A 25,225-nucleotide genomic window follows, 5' to 3' on the forward strand; every position below is an offset into this window, starting at 1 on the left:
ATACAGGTCATGCAAAACTTATGAGTCCATTTTTCAATTTAGAAAAATTAAGAATGGTACCTGGTTTTGAAAAAGCTATAATTGTTGATCCTTATGCAGGTGGTAAAGGTAATTCTATAAGATACTTATCAGTAGCTCCAAGAGATAATTATATGAGAGTTAGAGGCGTTAATAACTTATTTGTTGGAGGAGAAAAATCAGGATTTTATGTAGGTCATACTGAGGCTATATGTACGGGAAGTTTGGCTGGACATAATGCTGCTAGAAGTGCAGTAGGTATGTATTTATTGCAACTTCCTACTAATTTATTAATAGGTGATTTTATTGCTTATTCTAATAATGAGATGCATAAGCCTGATGGCGATAAGTTAAGATTTACTTTTGCTGGAAGTATTTATTTTAATAGAATGAAGGAAACTGGTTTTTATACTACGGACTCTAAGGTTATTGCTGATAGAGTTAAGAGTGCTAGTTTGGAAGGTATTTATAATAAAAAGGTTGTTAAATAGAGGGAGAGGCTTTATGCCTTTCCCTTTTTTATAATAAGAAATACAATAGGGAATATAGATAAATTTGTTATTATTCCAACTTACCTACATTATCTAATTTAATGATTCAAATATATTAATTAAATATATTTGGATATAATCCAGATGCTATCTTATCTAAAGCGTCAAATGTTCTAAATCCATATCCCATAAGTTCTGTATAATCAACTTCTATAATTTTTTTGTTTGATATAGCAGGAACACTTTGTATTAATTTATTATTTAATAAAGAGCTAATAGCATCTTTATCAGTACTAGCATTTTTATCTGCATGAACATAAACTATTGCATCAGGATTTAGAGATATTAAATTTTCAGTAGAAAGAGTACCACCCTTATTTGCAACATTTTCAGCATTAATTAATTTAAGCATTTCAGTTTGTAATGAAGCATTAGCTCCATATACTCCAAATTGACCATTATCGTACTTAACCATATACATAACTTTAAGTGGATCAGATTTAATAGTAGAAGATTTTTCTTTTACTTTATCTAATCTATCTTGAAGTTGATCGGCATATTTATTTGCTTTTTCTTTTATATTAAATATTTTTCCAACGTTTCTTACATCTAAAATTATATTATCTAAAGATTGAGTAGTATCCATTTTACTAGCAATTTGGACATATGTATTTATATTCATACCGTTAAGGCTAGGTATAGTACCATATCTTTCATCAGTAAAAGATGCAGCTCTCCCTATTACCATATCAGGGTTAGCGCCTATTAGCACTTCTTTAGCAAGATCTCCTTTTTGAGATATAACAGGAATAGACTTATAGTCATCTTCAAGTCTATCTAGTACTTTATTATCTAAATCTCCTGTACCAACAAGAGAGTCTTTTAATCCTAATTCTAAAAGTAACTCAGTTGATGATTGGTTATTTGTAACAACTCTTTTAGGAGCTTCCTTAAATGTTTGTTTGTATGTGTTTCCAGTAGAATCAAAAGCTTCTATTTCAATAGGATAAGTAGTTTTCTCTGAAGTTTTTTCATTTTTTATTGTAGTGTTTTGATTTTCTGATTTATTATCTGTTTTATTTTGCCCACAACCAGAAACTAAGCTTACAACTAAAGCTAATGATGCAATAGAAGCTAAATATTTTTTATTCATAGTAAATATCTCCATTTTAATTATTTTTTATTTTAGTCACAATAGTAATCTATAGAAATAGTATTTGTTACAGGATTTTTATAGATATAACTATTTATATCGTATACATTTTTTATCATTTCTGAAGTGATTACCTCTTCAGGTTCACCTTGTGTTACTATTTGTCCATCTTTTAATACAATAAGCTTATCACAGTACTTTGAAGCTATACCTAAGTCATGTAATGCAGCTAATACACAAATATTTAAATTTTTAACAACATTCATTATTTCAATTTGATACTTTATATCTAGGTGATTAGTAGGTTCATCTAATATAAGTATTTTAGGATTTTGAGTTAAAGCACGAGCTAATATAACTCTTTGCTTTTCTCCTCCAGATAAAGAAGAAAAGTTTCTATCAAAATGTTTTTCCATACCAACTTTTTCTAAAGATTGGATGGCTAATATATAATCATCTTTATTTTCATTTTGTAATAAAGACTTATGAGGACTTCTTCCCATTAGAACAACATCAATAACTTTAAAATTAAAATTAATATCATTAAATTGACTAACAACTCCTAATTGTTTAGCTATTGTTTTAGGATTTATATTTTTTATATCTTTTCCATATAGTAAAACAGTTCCTCCAGAAGGTTTTAAAACACGATAAATAGCTTTTAGTAAAGTTGATTTACCACTACCATTAGGACCTAAAAGCCCAACAAATTCATTGTTTTTAATTGATAAAGAAACCCCTTTTACAATTTGCTTAGTAGCAATATCTACCTTTAAATCATCAACGCTTAAATCAGACATATAATACCTCCATACTAATTGAAACCATAACTTTTTTTAACTAACATATAAACAAATAGAGGAGAACCAACTAGAGACGTTATAATTCCTATTGATAGTTCAGAGTTAGGAATTGCTATTCTAGCTATAACATCTGCCCAAATCATAAAAGTAGAACCAAATAAAATAACAATAGGAGTTAAATTTTTATGATCTGATCCTATAAAAGCTCTTACAATATGAGGTATTATTAATCCAACAAACCCAATAATGCCACAAACAGAAACTAATACGCCTGTTAAAAGTGATGTTATTACCATATACAACTTTCTATAAAAAGATAAATTTATACCAAGTGTTATAGCAGATTCATCTCCCATAAGTAAAAGATTTAAATTACGAGATTGTAAGATAAAGAATATACAGCATAAAATTACAACAATACTTGGGAATAATAAGTTATCCCATTTTGCACTAGCAAGTGAACCCATAGTCCAAAACTTTACTGTTTGCATACCTTCAGCATTACTAGCCATAGAAATTATAAAGTTTGATAGTGAATTGCATAAAGCATTTACAACAGTACCTGCAAGTACAAGTTTAACTGATGAAATTTTACTTCCTAAAGATGCTAAAATAAGCACCATAAGTGAGGAAGCTAAAGCTCCTGCGAATGCCCAAAATGAAGTTCCTTGCATACTTAAAAAATTGAAAGAACCAACTCCTAACATTATTGAAAATGTAGCTCCAAGTGATGCCCCAGAAGATATTCCTAAAATATAAGGTTCTGCAAGTGGATTTTGTACAGTAGCTTGCATAATAGCTCCACAAAGGGCAAGTCCAGCTCCAACAACTATTGCTAATAAAACTCTAGGAAATCGAATCATCCATATTATATTATAGTTAGCATTATTAGTTAGCTCCAAAGGATCACCAATAGTAATACCGAATAATTTATTTATAAGGATTCTGTAAGAAAGTGATGGATCTACTTTTAGAGAACCTATAGATACAGATAAAACAATAGAAATTAATAGCAATAAAATAAGAGATAATAAAACTAAGTTAAAAAATCTTTTTCTTTTTTTGCTATTTTCAAATGACAAGTATTCAACGTTGTCCATAAATATCTCCTTTCTTGTATATACTGAAAACGTATATTATAATAAACTTAATTGATATAGTTTATCAATATTGAAATAATACTAATTGAGATTGCATATCATTATCTTTGCTTATTATAATATAGATATATGTACAATTGAATACATAATTATGAAAACATGGACAATTATTAAAAAAACTAATTCGTGAATTTACATAGATTAAGTTTTTGATGCAATTAATTGTAGTAAATATACAAAATATATAATATTATTTAAATAATTATATTGAAAGGAATGTAAAATGGTAGAAAAGCATATTAAAAATCTTGATAAAGATTTTGAAATAGATACTAATGATTTAATAAATGAATTTAGCAATAATTCTTTTCAGGTAATTAGAGTAGGTAAATTTGTAAAAGAAAAAAATATAAGTACTGGTAGCTACCAAACTAATCTTTCGGCATTTATGTTTACTATAAGTGGTAGTGCTGAAATTAAGCTTGATGGAGATACTTATATAGCCAACCAAAGCAAATTTATTCATGTATGTGAAGGCAAACAAATATCTTTTAATGTTATAGGAAATAATCCTTTTACTTATATCAATATATACTATGTAAGAAACGACAAGAGTAAGAGCGTTAATTATATGAACTCTATATTTGAAATGGAGATTAAAAATAAAGAATTTGTATTAGATTCATTAAAGAATATATTGGAAACATCTTGCAGTTTAGATATAACTTCAAAAATTAAATTACAAATGCAAGTTAATATTTTTCTAAAAGATTTATTAAAAAAAAGTAAGTCAAGACAATATAATAGTGAAAAAGAGTTATTAGGGTCTATGATAGAGTATATTGAAAAAAACTATATGAAGCATATATCACTAAAAACTCTTTCACAACTGTATGGAGAATCAACTAATAGAATTTCATACATATTTTATAAATACACAAAAGTTAGACCAATAGATTATCTTATTAAATATAGAATGGGGATTTCAGCAAGATTATTAGATGAATTTGGATATTCAGTTAAAGAAGCATCAGAAGCAGTAGGGTATACAGATGAATTTTATTTTAGTAGACTATTTAAGAAAAACTTTGGAGTACCTCCAAGCAAACTAAAGAAAAAGAATTAGACATTAAGGAGAAGATTTATGAGGGGAAAAGTAGTAAATTACAATATATTAGGAAGAGAGATACTTATATATTTACCAAAATCTTATGATGAAAATAATCATGGTAAAAAATATCCTGTTGTATATATTCATGATGGAGATAAGGTATTAAACATATTAGATAAAATTATGTTTAATGTAGAAAAGTATGCACTAGAAAATAAATGTGAAGAACATATTATTGTAGGAATAGCTCCTATAAATAGGCTAGATGAATATACTCCATGGCCGGAATCATCTTTAGTAGAAAAATTTAAGCCTTTTAAAGGTAAGGGAGAAGAGTATTTAGATTTTATTGTAGATAATTTAAAACCATATATAGATAGTAAATTTAACACTAAGAAAGATTCTAAAAATACAAGTATGATTGGTTATTCTCTTGGAGGATTAATATCACTTTTTTCAATATATAAGCATGGGTCCTTTGGAAATATAGTAAGTATTTGTGGATCTCAATGGTACAGAGGTTGGATAGACTTTATGCAGAAAAATAATATTAAAAATAAAGATATTAATATATTAATTATAGCTGGACTTAGAGAAGAAGAGAATAAATCAACAATTCAAAAAGATATAAAAGAATATGTTGAAAAATCTTATAGTATATTTACGTCTCAAATTGGAAAAACGAATGTATCACTTGAGTGGGATGATTATGGACATAATGAAAATGTTATAGCACGATATGAAAAAGCTATAAAACATATATATAATTTAAATAAAATAACTATCTAATAAAGTATTTATAGTAATAAGACTTTTAAGTTAATTTTTAAGAGGACACACCTTGTGTCTTCTTATTTATTTTAACTGAAAATAAATAAAGTTTATGTGACAATATCACAGAATACAAGTCGATAATATTATAATATACTAATAGAAGATAGATATACTCTATAAGTTGAAATTAAAGGAGAGATAAAATGACAAAACCATCAGAATATCATAGCCAAGGATACACATGTGCAGAATCATTAATAAAATCATATAATGAAGAACATAACACAGATATACCAATATCAATAGGAAGTGGCATGGGAGTTGGTATGACTGTAGGAAGTATATGTGGAGCTGTAAATGCAGCAGTAGTTATAATTGGATACTTAAAGGGTAGAGATAATCACTTAGACCAAAATGAAGCAAGACAATATTCTAAAGCATTAATGAAAAGTGTTAGAGATAAATATAACACAGAAATATGTGCAAATTTAAAGAAAAATAGAGTTAGTTGTGATGAAATAATAAACTTCACATATGATTCTTTAAATGAAATATTAAGAAATGAAAATTAATATAAGTAAGATAAAGATTCTATATAGGCATGCATATAAAACATGTACGTCTATATAGATTTTTTGTTGTAATTAAAAAATTTTATTTTTATTATATATTATTATTAAATCTAATCTTCTTATTATGGAATAAAGTGGTAAAATGCCGTATACTCATTATAGATTACAAATAAAATGTAATTTATTCGACATTCAAAATAACTTATAAGAGATAAATTACATACAAATTTTTAAGGGAAGGGGAGAAATAATGATTGAAGTAGAAAACTTATGTAAATCATTTACGAGAGTTGTAAAAGATGAAAACAATAAGAAAAAGACAAAACTAAAAAAAATAAAAACTAAAAAGGAAGAGTTTTTAGCAGTAAACAATGTTAGTTTTACTGTAGAAAAGGGTGAGATTGTAGGAATATTAGGACCCAATGGAGCGGGGAAAACTACATTACTTAGAATGCTTGGAGGTATTTTAACACCAACTTCAGGTGATATAAAGGTAGCAGGGGTAGACTATTCTATAGATAAAAATGCAGCTAAAAAAGAAATAGGCTATTTATCAGGAAATACAAAACTATACAATCGCCTTTCACCAAGAGAGCTTTTAAGAACATTTGCAAGTCTTTATGAAATGCCAAAAGATGAAATAGAAAAATCAATTGAGGAAATTTCAAAAGTAATGAATATGGAAAGTTTTATAGATAATCGTATTGAAAATTTATCAACAGGTCAAACTCAGAGAACTTCAATAGCTCGTTGCTTAGTCCATTCACCTAAGCTTTATATATTTGATGAGCCAACATTAGGGTTAGATGTAATTAGTAGTAAGTCAATAATAGACTTTATGAAATCTGAAAAAGAGAGAGGAAAGACAGTTTTATATTCAACTCACTATATGGAAGAAGCAGAAACGCTATGCGATAAAATAATAATGATTCATCAAGGTCAAATCATAGCATCAGGAACATCAAGTAAGTTAAAAGAAGAATCAAATACAAGTAACTTAAGAGATTTATTTATAAAACTAGCATCAGAAAGAGGTGATCTAGTTGAGGAGTAAAATAGTAAAGCAAATTTTTAAAAAAGAAATGTTAGATATAATAAGAGATAAAAAGACTATATTTATGATGATAATACTTCCTATAATTTTATATCCAATACTTATGGTAGGTATGTCATCTTTTATGATGATGTCAATGAGTAAAATGCAAGAGGAAGATATAAATATAGCTTTTAGTTCTAAACCAAGTAGTGCCTTAGTTTCTATTCTTGAAAAAGAAAATAAAGACGATGGTAAAGTAAATATAGTTAAATCAACAGATAAAGAAAAAGATTTAGAAGGACAAAAAATAGATGCATATGTAGAAATAGAAAATAAAGACAATGCTAAAAATTATAAGATATATGCAAACTCTTCTAAAGAAAATTCAATGAAGGCAACTAGTAGAATAAAAAAATCATTAGATGAGTATAAAAGAGATATTGTAGAGGATAAAATAGAAGAACAAGGTCTTAATGTAGGTAATATTTTAGAGCCATTATCTTATGAAGACGTAGAAGTTGCTAAAGATGAAGAAATAGCAGGCCATATGTTAGGTCAGTTTTTACCAGTTATACTTATAGTTGGTGTTTTACTTGGGGCTATTTATCCTGCAATTGATGTCATGGCGGGGGAAAAGGAAAGAGGTACTTTAGAAACATTATTTACACTTCCTATTACAAACTTAGAATTAGTAATGGGTAAATACTTAGCAGTTTCATTTTGTGCAATATTAACAGCAATTTTAAATATAGCTTCCATACTTTTAACTATGGTATATTTAGTTGCAAGTGCAGGTCTTGGAGAACAGATTGGAATAAGTATGTCTAATATGAACCAGTTGGTATTACCAGGAATTATAACTATAATATGTGTAGGATTATTCTCCATGGTAGTTTCAGCTATAAGTATGTGTGTATGTTCACTTGCAAAGAGTTTTAAGGATGCACAAAACTATATAACTCCAGTTATGTTATTTGTTATGATACCTTCATATGTATCTATGATACCAACTATAAAATTAGATAACTTTACAGCAGCAGTTCCAGTTGTAAATATATCTTTACTTATAAAAAGTGTTTTAACATTTAATAGTGATATAAATTTAATATCATTAGTATTTATATCAAACTTTGCTTTTGTTATTTTATCAGTACTACTATTGTCTAAAATGTTTAACTCAGAAGAAATATTATTTGGAGGTAGTAAGAGTTTTTCATTCTTAGAAAAGAGAAGTAATATTAAAAAAGGAACTATGCCAAGTGTAAGTGATGGTGCAATACTATATGCAGTAGGATTAGTTCTTCTTATATATGTAGGTATAATTTTACAGCTTAAATTTAAGATGGTTGGAGTAGGATTAACACAAGTTATGATTATAACACTTCCATTATTATTTGCTTTTTATATTAAAACTGATTTTAAAAAGACTTTTAGTTTAAAAATGCCAAGTATAAAACATATCATAGGTGGTATTGTCCTTTGGGCAGGTGCGTATATATTTATGAATATTGTAATTCAAGTTATACTTCACTTCTTCCCACAAAATATGGATGTAATTGAAGCTTTAAATGAAACGATAATTATAAAGGACAATTTTATACTAAACTTACTTGTAGTAGCTCTTATGCCTGCAATTTGTGAAGAAATGTTCTTTAGAGGATTTATATATACTTCTTTTAAAGGAAAAAATAGCTATAAAGCAGCTATAGTATGTAGTGGTATATTATTTGGGTTTATGCATATGGACTTTATAAGAATAATACCTACAAGTATATTGGGTATTTCATTTGCTTACTGTGTGTATAAATCAGGGTCTATATTTGTGCCTATGATACTTCACTTTATTAATAATATGCTATCAGTAACTGCAAGTCATTACTCAGATAATGAAATTTTAAATAGGGTATTTAAATTCCTAGAAATAAACTTTAAAGATTTTAATGTAGGTCAATTTATTGCTTTATTATTTATGAGTGCAATACTTATAGCTATAGGTGTATGGCTTTTAAAAGGAAATAAGTCTTCAAAAAAAGAAGTGAAAAATAATTTATAAAGTAGAGTAAAATATTTTTATATATAATTAAATTTATTTAAAAGGTAGTTGATATAGCGCTTTATTATATCAACTATCTTTTATTTTTGTTTAAAAATAATAAAAATTTAAAACTAAACAAAAACTATTTACGAATATATAACTAGAAACTAAAAAAGAGGTTAAAAAATGGATAAAGACTTAAAGCTTATTAAAAGAATAATCAATAAAAATGATAAAGAATGCGCAAATGAGCTTATATCAAAATATTATAAAGAAATATATATATATGTTTATAAGCAAGTATCAGATAAAGAAACTTCTTTGGATTTAACACAAGAGATATTTATAAGTGTACTTAAAAGCATACATAACTTTGATAAAGATAAATCATCATTTAGAACATGGCTTTATAAAATATCAACTAATAAGGTGGTAGATTATTATCGCTCTAAAAATTACAAATATAGCAAAATGATAGAAAGCATTGAAGATAAAGAAATCACTTCAAAAGATGATTTTGTGATTAATTTAGAGTACAAAGAAGATGTAAATAAGATACAAAGTGTTGTAAATAAACTGGATACTCAGTATCAAGAAATTTTTCGACTTAAAATATTTCTTGAATCCACCTTTAGCGAAATATCAAAAATACTTCAAGTTCCAGAATCAACAGTTAAAACAAAATATTACTCTATGATAAAAGTAGTAAAAAGAGAATTCAATAATATTTAGGAGGATAATATGGACAAGTTTAAAGTAGATATGCCAGATGAATTTGAAATAAAAAGTCAAATAAACACAATATTAGATAAAGGACTTAAAAAGCAAGAATCATTTTATTTATATATAAAAAATATGTACAAAAGTATAGGAATTAAAAATTTATTTCATGATAAATCAGAATTAATTTTTATAGCAATAGTGGTTATTTCTATATTAACTTATTTATCTATGAGAATATATCCAGAAGCAATTAATTTAGAATCAGTTAATAAAACGGAAGAAATTTATGTATTAATTTTTACTGTATCTCCACTGTATTATTTAGCTACAAATATATTTTCATTTATAAATTTAAAAGAGAATAAGACTTATGAAGTTGAAATGGTATGTAAATACAATGTTTATCAATTAGCATCTCTTAGAATGTTAGTATTTAGTGTTATTGCAGTAATTATAAATACTATATTTGTATCTAGTTTATATGAGTATATAGATGTACTAAGAGGAATAATGATTTCAATAACTTCTGTATTTTTATTTTCATCAATACTGTTATATTCATTAGTGAAAATAAAGTCTAAGTATATAAGATACATGGTAATAGCTGGATGGATACTAGTTAATGTATTACTTGTAAGTTTAAGTTTAAGTAATTATGCTAATCTGCTTCAAAACATTCCAATACTTGTATATGTGGCTATTTTAACATTAGCAATTTATTCTTATATAAAAAATATACAGATACTATCAAGATATAAAAAGGTTAACTTTGCTTAAGATATGTATAGTTGAAATATTTTAAGGAATGTGTTGGCTAAATAATTAACAAATCAAATAGGTAAAGGAAGAGAATACAAATGAGAATTATAAAACATGAGATTGAAAAAGTAATTAATATAAAAACTATACTAATTTTATTTATTATAAGTGTATTATTTTACAAACTAGTAATTATCCCAAAGGCAGATGTAATTGTCAATAAAGACTTAGTAAATACAGTAGCATCTAATATGATAAAAGATTATGGTGTAACTATGGAAAATGATGAATTTAAGGATTTTAAAAATAAGTACAATGAAAAAGTTAAATTAGCTAATGATTTTATAAAAGACAATGAAGAATTCAGTGATTTAGGTATATTAAATTATAAAGAGTTTGATAAGATAGTGAGAAATAATGGAGAAGAAAAGTATAATAATCCAAAGCTACAAGAACTTTATCATAAATATATATATCATGATGAAATAAGTTTATTTAATGAATTATCAGAAATAGAAAATATTCTAATGACCTATGAACATGAAGGTTCAGTAGAGGAAAGTATATTATTTGATGTAGTTTCTAATAAAATGAGTGAGGATAGTAAAGAGAAAGTAATATCTAGAATATATGAAATTATAAATAGTGGAGATAGAAACTCACCCCTACCTTATACAGTATTTGAACAGTATGATGATTTGATAAAGGCTATAACTAAATTAATACTTATAAGCGCAGTATTTGTTATATCACCTATTTATTTAAAAGATAAACTAGAAAAAATAAATTATCTTCAATACTATTCACATATTGGACGAGACATATTTAAGAAAAAAATTGTGGCTACAATATTAATCAGTATATTAATAACATCTATACAACTTATAGTATTTTTTATATATTACAAAACTCAAAATAATTCAATATTTTTAGATTGTAGTATATCAGGATTTTTTAATAGCCCAATTGACTCTTGGTATAATTTAACTTTTAGAAGCTATATAGGATTAACAATAGTATGTGTATATTTAATATCGATAGCTGTATCAATGGTTATTTTATACATATCTAGTAAAGTAAATAGTTATATATCACTTATAGGAATTCAAGTTATAAATCTATTTATCGTAAGCAATTTTATGCTGAAAATTTTAATCAATCAAGTAAGTAGTATATATATAACTATAACTAGAATTGGATATATTTATTTACCAAAATATTTTTTACCTATAGTATATATGGTCTTAATTATATTACCTATATCAATATTATATTTAAGAAATAAAAAAGAATTAAAATGTGATATTTAATAGCGAATTTTTTATAAAAATTAAAACTATTTAAATAAAACATACGAACATATAAAAGAAGAAACATTTAATTATAATTAAATTTAGAAATAAACTTAAGGAGAGAGATATGCTGAGTATAAAAAATATAACTAAAAATTACGGGGACTTTTGTGCATTAAAAAATATAACTATGGATTTTGAAAATGGGGTATACGGTTTAGTAGCACCAAATGGAGCCGGGAAGACAACTCTTATAAAAATGTTATCTACATTAATATTCCCAAGTGAGGGAGAGATACTTTACAACGGTGAAAATATACTATCCCTTGATGAGAAGTATAGAAGTATATTAGGATATTTACCACAAGAATTCGGATATTACAAAAGCTATTCACCAAATAAATTTTTAATGTACCTAGCAGCATTAAAAGGAATGGAAAAAGAAGAAGCTAAGAAAAAAATAAAAGAATTATTAAAACTTGTTGCCCTTGAAGAAGTAGCTGATAAAAAAATGAGAAAATTTTCAGGAGGCATGATACAAAGAGTGGGAATAGCACAAGCTCTTTTAAATAATCCTAAGATATTAATTCTTGATGAGCCAACAGCAGGACTTGATCCAAAGGAGAGAGCAAGATTTAGAAATCTACTTAGTGAATTATCAAGAGATAAAATTATAATTGTATCAACTCATATAGTATCAGATATAGAATCTATATCAAATGAAATAGTAATGATAAAGGACAAGCAATTATTATATAAAGATAATATAGAAAATATTTGTAAAAAGTTACATGGTAAAGTATTTGAAGCTGAAGTGAATAATAGTGAAATGTTAGAATTTAGAAAAAACTATTTAACATTATCAGAAAAACAGGAAAATCAAAAGGTAAAAGTAAGGTTTATTTGTGAAGAGGAGTACAATAAAACTTGGAATTTAGTATACCCATCTTTAGAAGATGTATTTTTATATGAGTACAAAGATGAAATTGTAGGAGTATAAGATATGGATATAAAACTTCATGAAGCTAAAAAGATAATTTCATCTCCTATTGTAATAGCCCTAACTATTATATTTATTTTTTTAACATATTAACAATTTACAATAATTCATATATAAAGGACGAACTAAAAATTATTAATAATATAATAGGTGAATTTGGATATGAAATAAATGATGATATGTTAAATAATATGAATTTAGAATACAAAGAAAAAATTAAAAAGTTTAATGAAATAACTAAAAACAAATTAAATAAAAGTTATAAAACTATGGAAGATTTTATTAATAGTGAAAACTATTATAGATATATTCATGAGGATAAAATTTTTAATGATGAAGAGTTACAATTCTTTAATGAGCTTAATTTATTAGAAATATATAAATACTTAGCAGTAGAACAAGTAAAAAGCTATGAAGATATAAACATACTTGAAACTGTTGAAAAAGATATAAAAGCTTATGGCTTAAGTGGTAAGGCTAAAGAAATAGCAAAGAAAAGATATGAGATATTAGATAAAAGATTTAAACAAATAAAAGAAGATGGAGACTATAAAAGTTTATTTTTTTTAGGAAGTCCATATAGAACTTATAGCTTATTATTTCAAGATATATTATCAGAGTGTATATATGAAATAATGATATTAGTAGTTTTAATAACTTCATACCTTATAAATTATGAGTTTGATAATAAGACAAGCTTACTTGTTTATTCAACTAAAAGAGGACGAAATAATGATAGAGATAAACTTGCAGTATGCCTATTAAGTTCATTTATAATAAGTTTAATAATATTAGGAGTAACACTTTTAGCATACTTTATTACGTTTGATTATAGCAATATACTAAATATTCCTTTAAATAGTGCTTTTAACTGGGAAAATATTATGCCTATTATAAATATATTTGGGCACACATTTATAAATCAATTGATGCTATCAATTTTGATAGTTATTGTTTGTATGCTTATATTTACTGCAATTACATTTGTAATATCTAAATTATTAAAAAATAGTTATATAGTATTTTTCATATTTCTTATTATATTTGGGATTAATTTATCCGTATCAACATTTGTAAGTAAGAGCTCTCCTATAATTATGCATCTTGGTTATGATGTATTTAATTTAGCAATAAGACCAGGTAGTTGGTTTACTTCAAAGATACCTTTTATAGCAAATAAATATTATGAATTAATAACAATAGTAGTTTGGGGATGTATGTGTATGTTAAGTTTAATGTTTGTAATTAAAAGGTTTAAGAAGGAAGATATAAATTAGGGGGAACTTATGAGTGTAATAAAAAATGAAATAAAAAAAATATTTAATATAACTAATTTAATTATAATTGGGATTGTAACGTCATTAATATGGATACTATTTATAAATTTTGAGATAGAAGATTTTCCAAAAGATCGTCCACAAAGGGAAATACATAAAGACTTTGTATATATGTTAAAAAAATATGGAACAGAAGTAGATAAAGAAGAATTTGAAGATTACAAAAAAATTAGAGATGAAAGAATAAAAAAAGCGAATGATTATTTATCTAGTAATGAAGAATATGTAAAGCATGGACTAGGTAATTATGAAAATTTAAAAAGTAACAAACCAAAAGATTACAAAGAAGGTGGTTATAGCTATGACCCTAAAAGACGTGAAGAGTTAAAAGAAAAAATATTATTTGAAGATAATACTGATATATTTTGGGAAATTGAAGCTACTTATAGTATTATAGAAGACTATGAAGAGACTGTATATATAGATGATAAAAATATTGATTTATTCAACGATGATCAAATAAATAGGTTTTTAGAATTTCAAAATAGAACAAAGCCAAATTCTACAATAAGTAGTATTGCACATGGGAATTACAGCACCCTAATAGAGTCTATAAATAAGCTTATTGTTATAAGTATATTTATAATGATATCACCGATATTTATTAAAGATAATAAAAATAAAGTTAATTATTTACAATATAGCTCAAAGGTAGGTAGAGAAATATTAAATAAAAAGATAATCAGTGGGATAATATCTTCAATTTTAATAATAACATTGCAATTAATTATTTTCTTTGTAATATATAAGCAAAACAATACATTTATGTTTTGGGATTGTAATATAAATTCATTATTCAATGGTGTGCATTGGTATGATATGACTTTTGGTCAGTATATAATTCTTACAGTTATACAAACATACATATTAGGAATAGTATCAGCAATTATATCTATGTTTGTATCTACTAGAGTAAATACTTATATATCACTTATAGGTATACAAATACCAATATTATTTATATTTTACAAAATTATAAATAGGTATAATGCAGGTTACTTAACAGCTGTATACGAGCCTAAATATCTTTTATATGTATTATATATAGGATTAGTAGTGATATCAGTTTTATTAATATATATGATGATTAAAAGGGAGAAAAAATTACATTTAAAATAATAATTATATAGATATTTATATAATTATTATTTGTTAGAAAAGGCAGGTTTTGTGACCTGTCTTTTTTATAATAAATTATTTCATATACTAACGAATAATAGTATATTTTGGAGCAGATACTAAAATATATAGTAATATATTATATGGAGGGACAAAATGAAAAAACTTCTTGCACTAACAGTTTCTTTTTTTCTTATTTTCACAAATATATCATTTGCCGAGAAAAATGATATAATAAAATCTATTAAAGATATAACTATGGTTAATGATAGAATATCTATCATGATTAAAACTATTACAGGCGATGATCCTCTCGATATAGATGATTTCAAAAAAGAAATAAAATTTTGTGAAACTATATTGGGAGAAAACTCGAAAAAAATGACTTCATTGTACTCAAATGAGTCTGATGTTGAGTTAAAAAGATCTTATTCTTCATTATTGTATATTATGTCCTTATATGAGCTAAGTTTATCTAGTATGGTTGTTTATATTAATGATGATAATAAAACAGATTACTTTATTGACACATGCTCAAGTTATAGTAATGCAACTATTGCATTAAAAAATATTAAATCAATATATAATTAATAAAAATAAAAGTTGTCTGTTTTTCTAATAGATGGCTTTTTTTATTATTAAATTATATATTATTAATTTATTAAAATATATATTATAAATTCAGAAAAATGAAACATATATCTCTTTATTATTTAATAATATTAAGAATAGATAAAATGCAATAACCTAAAATACTTGCAATTTATCTACAATAATTATTCAAATAATAGGGGGTGGGGAGGATGAAAAATTTAATCAACAAGTGGAACAAAATAAGTTTAGTTAAAAGAATAATAGTAGGCTTAATTATTGGGATTGTTTTGGCTTTGACAATTCCTAATACTGCAAAGCCAATCGTTATTTTCGGTTCATTGTTTGTAGGTGCACTAAAGGCAGTTGCTCCGATGCTGGTATTTTTCTTAGTAATAGCTGCTATTTCTTCTCATAAAAGTGGTCAGCAAACAAACATGAAATCAATTATTTTACTTTACCTTGTAGGTACATTTTTAGCAGGATTTGTAGCTGTTATTGTAAGTTTTATATTCCAAATTACGTTAACTCTTGGTTCAGGTGTTCAAGATGTAACTCCACCGGAAGGGGTAGTAGAAGTATTAAAGGCACTACTTATGAATATTGTTGATAATCCAGTTAAGGCGCTTTTTAATGCTAATTACATAGGCATATTATCTTGGGCATTAATTCTGGGTCTTGCACTTAAAAAAGCATCAAGTTCTACTAAAACAATGATAAGTAATGTTTCAGATGCTTTATCTCAAGTAGTAAAATGGATAATAAATTTTGCTCCATTTGGAATTATGGGTCTTGTATTTGATAGTATTTCTACACAGGGGGTAGAGTCATTACTTAGCTATGGACAGTTAATTATTTTATTAGTTGGATGTATGGCATTTGTTGCTCTTGTGGTCAATCCACTGATCGTTTATGTTGGTATTCGTGAAAACCCATATCCACTTGTATTTAAGTGTTTAAAAGATAGTGGTATTACAGCATTTTTCACACGTAGTTCAGCTGCAAATATACCTGTAAATATGGGGTTATGTAAAGAATTAAATTTAAATAAAGATACTTATTCAGTTTCAATTCCACTAGGTGCGACTATAAATATGGGAGGAGCTGCTATTACAATTTCTATATTAACACTTGCAGCAGTTCACACACTTGGTATTGAAGTAGATATTGGAATGGCACTATTACTTAGTTTATTATCAGCTGTAAGTGCTTGCGGTGCTTCAGGTGTAGCAGGAGGTTCATTGTTATTAGTTCCACTTGCTTGTAGTTTATTTGGTATTCCAAATGATGTGGCTATGCAGGTAGTAGGTGTAGGATTTATAGTTGGGGTTATACAAGACTCTTGTGAAACAGCGCTTAACTCATCAACAGATGTACTTTTTACAGCAGTAGCTGAATTTTCAAAGATTCGTAAGGAAAAAAATAAATCAAATTAATTAATATAAAAAATCAAGGGAAATAATTTATCCCTTGATTTTTAATTTTTACTTAAAAGTAATAGAATTATAAGTATATATCCGATAACTCTAAATTTGCATTATTTTTAGAATTTAAAGTATCATATTCATAATATGATTTTGTGTTCTCATTTAATGTATATATAGGCAAGTCAATTATAAACTCTGTGCCAACATTTAACTTTGATACTACATGAATAGATCCTTTATGCGATTTTACAAAAGTATCAACTATAGATAATCCTATTCCACTACCTTCATTTTTTCTATTTAAGCTTGTATCCACTTGAGAAAATCTTTTAAATATATTTTTTATATTATCCTGTGAAATACCTATTCCTTTATCGGCTACAATTATTCTTAAGTTATCTTCATTTTTAATAAGGCTAACATTTATGTCCATATTAGGTTTTGAAAATTTAATAGCATTTGATATTAAATTAAGAACAATTCTTTCTATTTTATCTATATCAATAGCCATGTAGATAAATTCATCATTTGTATCAAAGACTAGATTTAAACTTTTAGAATTGGCTAGTGGGGAAGTTGAAACTACAATATTTTCAATAATATCAACTATATTTATATTTTCTAAATTTAAATTCAACTTACCGTATTCATATTTATCTATGTCAATTAAGTTATTTGTAAGTCTTAATAGTCTATTGCAGTTATTATCTATAATATCAAATGTATTTTCAGTAAGTTCTTTAGAATTTTTATTTTTATATCTTAATAACTGAACTGAAGATGTAATTACATTCAAAGGAGTTCTTAATTCATGACTAATATTTGATATTAAATGAGATTTAAACATATTTAGATCTTCTGATTTTCTAAGTACGTGCTTTAATGCATTTTCGTATTTTTGCTTATATATAATATAGCAAATCATTAATGATATTATAAAAAGTACAATAATTCCAGCAAGAACAATCTTATTAAATAATTCTTCATTTCTAAGTATAATATCTTTAAAGCTATTTAATATATAAGAATCTTTGGGAAGTTGACTTTTATTAATATTAAATTTTTTAAGTGCATTTTTATCAAATACAAATTTACTAATTTCTAGCTGGTCAATACTAATAGATTCATTTGGATTATTTTCAATAATATGATTTACTATATCAACGGTAGCCTTAAGAATAGCATAATGACTCATAATCTTTCCACCAACTTCTCCGTGTCCTAAACCAAGGTAAGATAAGCTATATACAGGAGTATCTTTACATAGATAATCTATAAGTAATGCTAAATCAGATATACTTAAAAAAGTATCAGTAAAATTCCCTGGAGTAACTTTTATTATTGCATCATTATTGTTAAACTTTGATATAATGTCGGTAAAATCTTTTAAACTCATAGTACTTGTTTCAACAATGTTAATATTTATGCCTTTATCTTTATACATATTTTTATTACTTGATATAATATCATAGTCAAAATCTTTTTTAGAGTTACTTAAAATATGTATGTTTTTAATATTTTTATGATTTTTAATCGCTAAGTCTATATTTGGTTTTAATAAATCAGTTGACCTAATACCTGAAACTAGATTGTGGCTTAAGGCTTTTTTTTCAAGATTATCGTCGCTTATACCAAAAAATACTATAGGAATATCTTTAAACATATCTTCTTTAAACTTTAAAGCAAATTCTAATGACCTATCTCCACTTACTACTATTGAATCATATTCTTTAAAATCCATAGTGTGCATACGAAGAGTATTGTATATTTTACTTTCATTATTAGGGTTATTAAGTGTATCAGATGGTAAAGCCATCATTCTAATCTCAAAATTATCTCCTAAAACTTTAGATAAATCTTTTTTTGTTCGTTAGACACTTTGGTGAAAATACTATTATAAGATTGAAAATATAGTATTTTTCTTTCTTTTGTTTCACAATGTGTTCCGGATACTCCTAATATTATAATAATTGTCGTTAAAAATATAATGGATATTACTTTTTTCATTTATGTTTCTCTCCAATGTTTTATGTTTAAAATTTTACTCCATTTTATTTTATCACAATAATAACGACTAATTATTTATAACAGTACAACAAATACTTACATTAAATATATAAATTCGACGCCATAAAAAAACATTAAAAGTATATTAATATAATTTGAAAATATATAATCTATAGAGTAATATTTATTGTAAATATATAAGTAAAAAATAGTATTTTTTGAAAGTATATAAATTAGAAGTTTAAATTATAATTATAAAAATAGAAAAATATGTTAAAATAAAACTGTAAAAAGTAATGAAAATTTAAGGGGTTTTAACATGATTAAAATAGCAATATGTGAAGATGAGATAAAGCAACAAGAATTAATAAAAAATTATTTAGATAAGATAATTTCACAAATAACAAATCAATACGAAATACTAATATTCAATTCTGGGGAATCACTATTTAATAATTATCCTGAAAATATAGATATTTTCTTACTAGATATACAAATGGACAAATTAAATGGAATGGATACAGCAAGAAAAATTAGAGAAATAGATAATAAAAACGTAGAAATAATATTTACAACATCAATAGTTGATTATATACAAGAGGGATATGAGGTAAGAGCATATAGATATCTACTAAAACCAATAAAGTTTGAAGAACTTCAAAAACATATTTTATCTTGCATAGATACAATAACAAAGAATAAAGAGAACAATTTAATTATAAATACTAAAAGTGAAATTTATAAAATTAATATAAATGAAATAACATATATAGAAATCCTAAAAAAAGATATGATAATACATACATTATCAAAAGACTATGAAGTAAAAAGTAGTATGGAAAAAATAGAGAAAGAATTAGAATTATACAATTTCTTTAGATGTCATAGAAGCTTTTTAGTAAATATAAATTACATTGAAAATATAAAACAATATGTAGCTATACTTGAAAATAATGAAGAAGTACCTGTTAGTAGGCATAGATTTAAAGATTTAAAAAATAAATTTTTAAATCATTTAGGGAATATATTATGTTAAGTATAGACTTATTAGGGGATATTTTAAGAAGCACTTCAATTATAGTCAAATTTTTAGTATTTATAAAAATTTTAGATTTATTATTTGAAAGAAAAGAAAATAATAAATTTTTATATATTTCATTTATCTTATTAATAATGATAGAGATATTACCACATAAAATAATATTAAATTATTATGATTTTATTAATAATTTACTTATGTTGTGTTGGATTTTATTTGCTAAGAAATATTATAAAATAAGTTATTTTCAAGGAATAAGCACTTATATAATATATGATATTGTATATTATATTATTTCTGATAATATACTTAGTATTGTATATTTTTGCGTAACAAAAAATTTAATAACTAGGAGTACCACGTCAACTCAAAATGTGGATTTAATAGTTTTGTATAGCCATATTATAGAATTATTTATAAATTTGATTTTTATATATATAGTAAAAAAAATAATAAAGTTAGATACTGAGAAAAGAAATATTATATATATGATAGTTTGTATTTCAGCAAATTTATTAATTGCACTTATAAACTACATACCAAATATAGTTAGAGAGGTAAATCTTTATAGTGAGTTGAGTAGATTCAATTATATTTCAGCACCTAAGTTAAGTATTGTGAGCAGTGTTTTACTTACAATTGTAATGATTCAAATAATTAGAGACAATAAAATAAAGGCAGATAATAAAATAATAAAAGAAAAATTAGATATGCAGTACAACTATTATTTAAACATCCAGGAATCTCAAAATAAAGTAAAAAAACTATACCACGATATAAATAATCATATGGCTTGCATTAAGAGTTTGTATAATGAAAAAGAAGATGTAGATAAGTATATAGATAGTATAAATAAAGAGATGTATGATTTTCAAAATGCTTTTAATACTGAGAATATGATACTAGATATAATATTAAATGAAAAAAAAGTACTGTGTGAAAAGAATAATATAGATTTATTTTGCAATATTAATTTTTCAAAGTGTAAATTTATAGAAATGGCAGATGTATGTGCTATATTTTCAAATATATTAGACAATGCAATTGAGGCTTGCAATAGTATAGAAGATGATACAATACATAAAAACATAAATATTAGAGGTACACTAGTAAAATCATATTATGTTATAAAATGTGAAAATAGTAAGATTAATAAAGTTAAGATTAAAAATAATAAAATATTTACTAGTAAAAAAGATAAATATCTTCATGGTATAGGTTTAGAAAGTGTAAAATCATCACTTAAAAAGTATGATGGAGAGTTTAAAATAGAAGACTTAGAAAATAAATTTATAATAAAAATATATATACCACTACAAAAACATGACAGTTGGGACAGTTAAAATACCAACTGGGGAAAGTATATTGTAGATAAATATTTAAAATGTTACCTTTTAAACATAAGAGGTAACATTTTTTATTTAAAGAAATCATACTCTACCTTAAAAATCGGCCGATTAAATTAATAACACTTAAAACAACTAGGAGGGATAAAATGAGAAAAGCTATATATTTAGCAATTCAATATATGAAAAAGCAAAGGGGAAGAACTTTTTCTTTAATAATTGGTATATCATTAGCAGTTATGTTGGTATTTTCATTAAACGTAGTACCAGAAACTAAAAGTAAAATAGAAACTGAAAGAGCTTATAAAACTTATGGAGATTACCATGTTGAGTATAGTAACTTAGATAAGGATATAGTAGAAAAACTAAGAAATGAAAAAGGCATAAGAGATATGTATGAAATAGTTAATCTAGGAAGTATTGTAGATAAAAATGGGATAACTATGGCACTAGATTCATCTAATGAAGATTTTATAAAAGAGATTGGATATAAGTTGGAAAAAGGTAGATTACCACAAAATGAAAATGAAATTATATTAGAATCTAAAGCATTAGAAAAAATGGGTGTAGATGAAAAACTAAATCAAAATATAAATTTCAACATACAAAAAGAATATAAAGAGAAAGATGGAGAAAATAAAATATTTGCTAAAAATAATTCTTTTAAGTTAGTAGGGATAATATCAAAGCCTAAAGATTATTATGAAGAGTATGAAGATCATATATTAAAAGCATTTGCTTATTACCAAGAAGGAAAAGATAACTTTATACCACTAGATTTAGTAAAATATGGAGGTACATTAAGTTTTAGTACAAAAGCACCTCAAATGAGTAAGATAGAAGGTGTAATTGGTAAATATGGATTAAGTCAAATGAATTTTATGGGTAATGCAGGACTTATACAGACCTTAAACTCATTTGAAATGCAAGGAACAACGAAGTTTGAGGCAAATAATAAATTATTGCCTATGTTTACAGCAGTTCTTGTTATATACAATATATTCAATATGGTACTTGTAGATATGACTAAGCAACTAGGTACATTAAAAGCAATAGGAGCATCAAAGAAACATATAAGAATAATAATTTTAACTCAAAGTTTATTAGTTTTAGTACTTGGAACAGTAATTGGGATTTTATTAGGAATAATTTTATCGTATATAGGACTAGCTATGATTTATAAAGGAATTATAGGTCTATATATAAGTAAAAATAGTTTATTACAGCCTATAATTATGGCGACTATTACTGTTTTAATAGCTAGTATTGTACCAATATACAAATCAGGGAAAATTTCTCCAATAGAAGCGATAAGAAGTAGTGATAAAACTAGTTCTAAGCAAAAAAATAGATTTTACTATAAATTTATAAGAAAAGTATTTGGTGTAAGTGGAGAGATGGCTTATAAAAATCTGTGGAGAAATAAAATTAGAACAATACTGTCAATACTTGCAATAAGTTTAGGTGGAAGTTTATATATAAAGATGATGGCTTTATATAATGATGACTACTCATATGATAATACTGCATGGAGCATTATGTCTATGGGAGATATAGATATAAATTTAACTCATAATAGATTTAATGTTAATAATAGTTATGCAGGATATAGTAGTAAATATATAGATGAAGTATCTAAGATAAAAGATGTAAAAAGTGTAGAAGCTAGTACCTCTATTTATGGATACTTAAAACCTGAGTTTTCTAATTTAGATAATGAGTATATAAAAAATCAAGGAATTTCAAAAGAAGATAAAGTACTTGAAACTGATTTGTGGATGCAGGGTTACGATGAAAAAACATTAAAAGGATTTGATAAATATATAGAAAAAGGAAGTACAGATTTAAATAAAGATAAATCAAAGTATGCAAATGCACTTGTCTATAATCATTTTTACAATGGTGATAACAAAAATAAAATATTAAAAGATTTAAATATAGGAGATTTATTAACTACAAAAATACCAGCTATAGAAAATGGTAAAGAAGTATATAAAGATATGACTGTAAGAGTAGCTGGATTTATAAATAGAGATTGGGGAAAAGAAAGAGAGATTGGTAACTTTTCTGCTATGCAAGTAGCTATTTCTCAAGATGAATTGTGGAAATTTACAGGAAGAAATACTTATAATAAAATCTCTATGAAAATCGAAAAAGGCAGTGATGTGGCTGTTCATAAGAAATTAGAAAAAGTAATAAAAAATGAGCCATATGGAGAAATAGAGAGTAAATATAAATATAAACAGTTCTTTGAAAAACAAGAAGTTGAAAATAAAAGAGTAGTACTATTAGTAGTATCACTTATTCTTGTAATATCTTCTCTTAATATACTTTGCACAATAAAAACAAATTTAATAATGCGTATTAAAGAATTTGCAACATTAAGAGCAATTGGTATGAGTATGAAAAAACTTAAACGTATGATAATGATAGAATCTATTATGTATGGACTTTTAGGTGGAATAATTGCAAGTGTCTATGCAACCTATGACCAATATAAATATGTAAAGATGGTCAATGAAATAGTAGCAAGTGGATTTGGAACTCAAAATGTACAAGCTTTTAAAATTCCTATAATAGAAATACTTCAATATATATCTGTTTGTGTATTAATTTGTGTAGTAGCAGTTTTATTAGTTAGAAAGAAAATAGAAGAACTTAGTATAGTAGAAGGTTTAAGAAATGATGAGTAAAGGTGGGATGGATATGAATATATTAGAAATAACTAATTTAAATAAAGTATATGGTAAAAATGATAATAAAGTAGAGGCATTAAGAGATATTAATTTATGTATAGAAAAAGGAAAATTTACATCTATTATAGGGCCTAGTGGTAGTGGAAAGTCTACATTACTTCATTGTATATCAGGCCTTGATAGTATAACTTCAGGAAAAGTAATTTTAGATAATAAAGATATATCTAAATTAAAGGAAGAAGAGTTGGCAAAACTTAGACGAGAAAAGTTTGGATTTATATTTCAAAGTTTTAACTTAATTCCGGTAGTTAATATTTATGAAAATATAACTCTACCTATAGACTTAGATGATAAAAAAGTAGATAAAAATTATATTTATAAAATTATAGATTTATTAGGTCTTAAGGATAAAATAAATAAATTTCCAAATGAATTAAGTGGAGGGCAACAACAGAGAGTTGCAATAGCAAGGGCTTTAGCTAATAAGCCAGATATAATATTTGCAGATGAGCCAACAGGAAACTTAGATAGTAAAACTACTGACGAGGTAATGGATTTATTAAAAGAGTGCGTTAAAAGTTTTGGACAAACTTTAGTTATGATAACTCATAATAATGAAATAGCTAATATGTCTGATAGAATTATAAAAATACAAGATGGAAAAGTATGTGAAAGTTAATATGATAAATAAAAAACTGGATTTATATCCAGTTTTTTTATTTACAAACTAAAAAATTATATAAAAAATACCTTTACATATTTTGAAAAATAAATTATTATATACATAGATTTACTA

General features: G+C 25.1%; 22 protein-coding genes. 18 read left to right on the forward strand and 4 right to left on the reverse strand.

What is annotated here, in order from left to right; genetic code table 11:
• Positions 1–509, forward strand: a 509-nt coding sequence (locus tag JWF52_RS13860) for an FAD-dependent oxidoreductase (RefSeq protein WP_208334137.1), incomplete at its 5' end; no start/stop codon positions are given.
• 115 nt (positions 510–624) lie between these two features.
• On the opposite strand, the gene JWF52_RS13865 is transcribed toward JWF52_RS13860, so the two are convergent.
• Genes JWF52_RS13865 through JWF52_RS13875 form a run of 3 tightly spaced genes read right to left on the reverse strand, consistent with a single transcriptional unit; the run spans position 625 to position 3,565 of the window.
• Positions 625–1,662, reverse strand: a complete 1,038-nt coding sequence (locus JWF52_RS13865; RefSeq protein WP_208334138.1) for an ABC transporter substrate-binding protein — start codon at positions 1,660–1,662, stop codon at positions 625–627.
• A 32-nt stretch (positions 1,663–1,694) separates the two neighbouring features.
• Positions 1,695–2,462, reverse strand: coding sequence for an ABC transporter ATP-binding protein (locus JWF52_RS13870; protein WP_208334139.1), 768 nt, complete (start codon positions 2,460–2,462; stop codon positions 1,695–1,697).
• 14 nt (positions 2,463–2,476) lie between these two features.
• Positions 2,477–3,565 (reverse strand): FecCD family ABC transporter permease, encoded by a 1,089-nt coding sequence (locus JWF52_RS13875; protein ID WP_208334140.1) that lies wholly within the window; start codon positions 3,563–3,565, stop codon positions 2,477–2,479.
• Between the two features lie 283 nt (positions 3,566–3,848).
• Between JWF52_RS13875 and JWF52_RS13880 the strand changes: the two genes are divergently transcribed.
• From JWF52_RS13880 to sstT, 13 genes are all read left to right on the forward strand, one after another.
• Entirely contained in the window at positions 3,849–4,691 is an 843-nt protein-coding gene (locus JWF52_RS13880; protein WP_208334141.1) for a helix-turn-helix domain-containing protein, read from the forward strand.
• A gap of 18 nt (positions 4,692–4,709) precedes the next feature.
• A complete protein-coding gene (locus JWF52_RS13885; RefSeq protein ID WP_208334142.1) occupies positions 4,710–5,465 on the forward strand; it encodes an alpha/beta hydrolase in 756 nt (251 codons plus the stop codon).
• 188 nt (positions 5,466–5,653) lie between these two features.
• Entirely contained in the window at positions 5,654–6,022 is a 369-nt protein-coding gene (locus JWF52_RS13890; RefSeq protein ID WP_208334143.1) for a C-GCAxxG-C-C family (seleno)protein, read from the forward strand.
• Positions 6,023–6,272: 250 nt separating this feature from the next.
• Positions 6,273–7,076 (forward strand): ABC transporter ATP-binding protein, encoded by an 804-nt coding sequence (locus JWF52_RS13895; protein ID WP_208334144.1) that lies wholly within the window; start codon positions 6,273–6,275, stop codon positions 7,074–7,076.
• Entirely contained in the window at positions 7,066–9,111 is a 2,046-nt protein-coding gene (locus JWF52_RS13900; RefSeq protein WP_208334145.1) for an ABC transporter permease subunit/CPBP intramembrane protease, read from the forward strand. The genes JWF52_RS13895 and JWF52_RS13900 overlap by 11 nt, the downstream gene beginning before the upstream one ends.
• A 168-nt stretch (positions 9,112–9,279) precedes the next feature.
• Positions 9,280–9,825: an RNA polymerase sigma factor gene (locus tag JWF52_RS13905; RefSeq protein ID WP_208334146.1), complete on the forward strand. Its 546-nt coding sequence runs from the start codon at positions 9,280–9,282 to the stop codon at positions 9,823–9,825.
• 9 nt (positions 9,826–9,834) lie between these two features.
• On the forward strand, positions 9,835–10,593 hold the full coding sequence (locus JWF52_RS13910) for a hypothetical protein (protein WP_208334147.1): 759 nt from the start codon (positions 9,835–9,837) through the stop codon (positions 10,591–10,593).
• A gap of 80 nt (positions 10,594–10,673) precedes the next feature.
• Positions 10,674–11,885: a hypothetical protein gene (locus JWF52_RS13915; protein ID WP_208334148.1), complete on the forward strand. Its 1,212-nt coding sequence runs from the start codon at positions 10,674–10,676 to the stop codon at positions 11,883–11,885.
• A 109-nt stretch (positions 11,886–11,994) separates the two neighbouring features.
• Positions 11,995–12,867: an ATP-binding cassette domain-containing protein gene (locus JWF52_RS13920; protein WP_208334149.1), complete on the forward strand. Its 873-nt coding sequence runs from the start codon at positions 11,995–11,997 to the stop codon at positions 12,865–12,867.
• Between the two features lie 179 nt (positions 12,868–13,046).
• The gene (locus JWF52_RS13925) at positions 13,047–14,144 is read left to right on the forward strand and encodes a BAR domain-containing protein (RefSeq protein ID WP_208334150.1); all 1,098 of its coding nucleotides are present in this window, start codon (positions 13,047–13,049) and stop codon (positions 14,142–14,144) included.
• Positions 14,145–14,153: 9 nt separating this feature from the next.
• Positions 14,154–15,323 carry a hypothetical protein gene (locus JWF52_RS13930; RefSeq protein ID WP_208334151.1) on the forward strand — a complete coding sequence of 390 codons (1,170 nt, stop codon included), beginning with the start codon at positions 14,154–14,156 and terminating at the stop codon, positions 15,321–15,323.
• A 156-nt stretch (positions 15,324–15,479) separates the two neighbouring features.
• Positions 15,480–15,914, forward strand: a complete 435-nt coding sequence (locus JWF52_RS13935; protein ID WP_208334152.1) for a hypothetical protein — start codon at positions 15,480–15,482, stop codon at positions 15,912–15,914.
• Between the two features lie 212 nt (positions 15,915–16,126).
• Entirely contained in the window at positions 16,127–17,350 is a 1,224-nt protein-coding gene (gene sstT / locus JWF52_RS13940; protein WP_208334153.1) for a serine/threonine transporter SstT, read from the forward strand.
• Between the two features lie 67 nt (positions 17,351–17,417).
• On the opposite strand, the gene JWF52_RS13945 is transcribed toward sstT, so the two are convergent.
• Positions 17,418–19,160 carry a sensor histidine kinase gene (locus JWF52_RS13945; RefSeq protein ID WP_208334154.1) on the reverse strand — a complete coding sequence of 581 codons (1,743 nt, stop codon included), beginning with the start codon at positions 19,158–19,160 and terminating at the stop codon, positions 17,418–17,420.
• Positions 19,161–19,667: 507 nt separating this feature from the next.
• Here JWF52_RS13945 and JWF52_RS13950 point away from each other — a divergent pair.
• From JWF52_RS13950 to JWF52_RS13965, 4 genes are all read left to right on the forward strand, one after another.
• Positions 19,668–20,384 (forward strand): LytR/AlgR family response regulator transcription factor, encoded by a 717-nt coding sequence (locus JWF52_RS13950; RefSeq protein WP_208334155.1) that lies wholly within the window; start codon positions 19,668–19,670, stop codon positions 20,382–20,384.
• A gap of 377 nt (positions 20,385–20,761) precedes the next feature.
• Entirely contained in the window at positions 20,762–21,730 is a 969-nt protein-coding gene (locus JWF52_RS19745; RefSeq protein ID WP_208334156.1) for an ATP-binding protein, read from the forward strand.
• A gap of 152 nt (positions 21,731–21,882) precedes the next feature.
• Positions 21,883–24,426, forward strand: coding sequence for an FtsX-like permease family protein (locus tag JWF52_RS13960; protein ID WP_208334157.1), 2,544 nt, complete (start codon positions 21,883–21,885; stop codon positions 24,424–24,426).
• A 13-nt stretch (positions 24,427–24,439) separates the two neighbouring features.
• Positions 24,440–25,108 carry an ABC transporter ATP-binding protein gene (locus JWF52_RS13965; RefSeq protein WP_208334158.1) on the forward strand — a complete coding sequence of 223 codons (669 nt, stop codon included), beginning with the start codon at positions 24,440–24,442 and terminating at the stop codon, positions 25,106–25,108.
• Positions 25,109–25,225 lie beyond the last annotated feature (117 nt).

Origin of the sequence: Clostridium sp. CCUG 7971 (genome assembly GCF_017590215.1) — a bacterium.
Taxonomy (GTDB): domain Bacteria; phylum Bacillota; class Clostridia; order Peptostreptococcales; family Peptostreptococcaceae; genus Faecalimicrobium.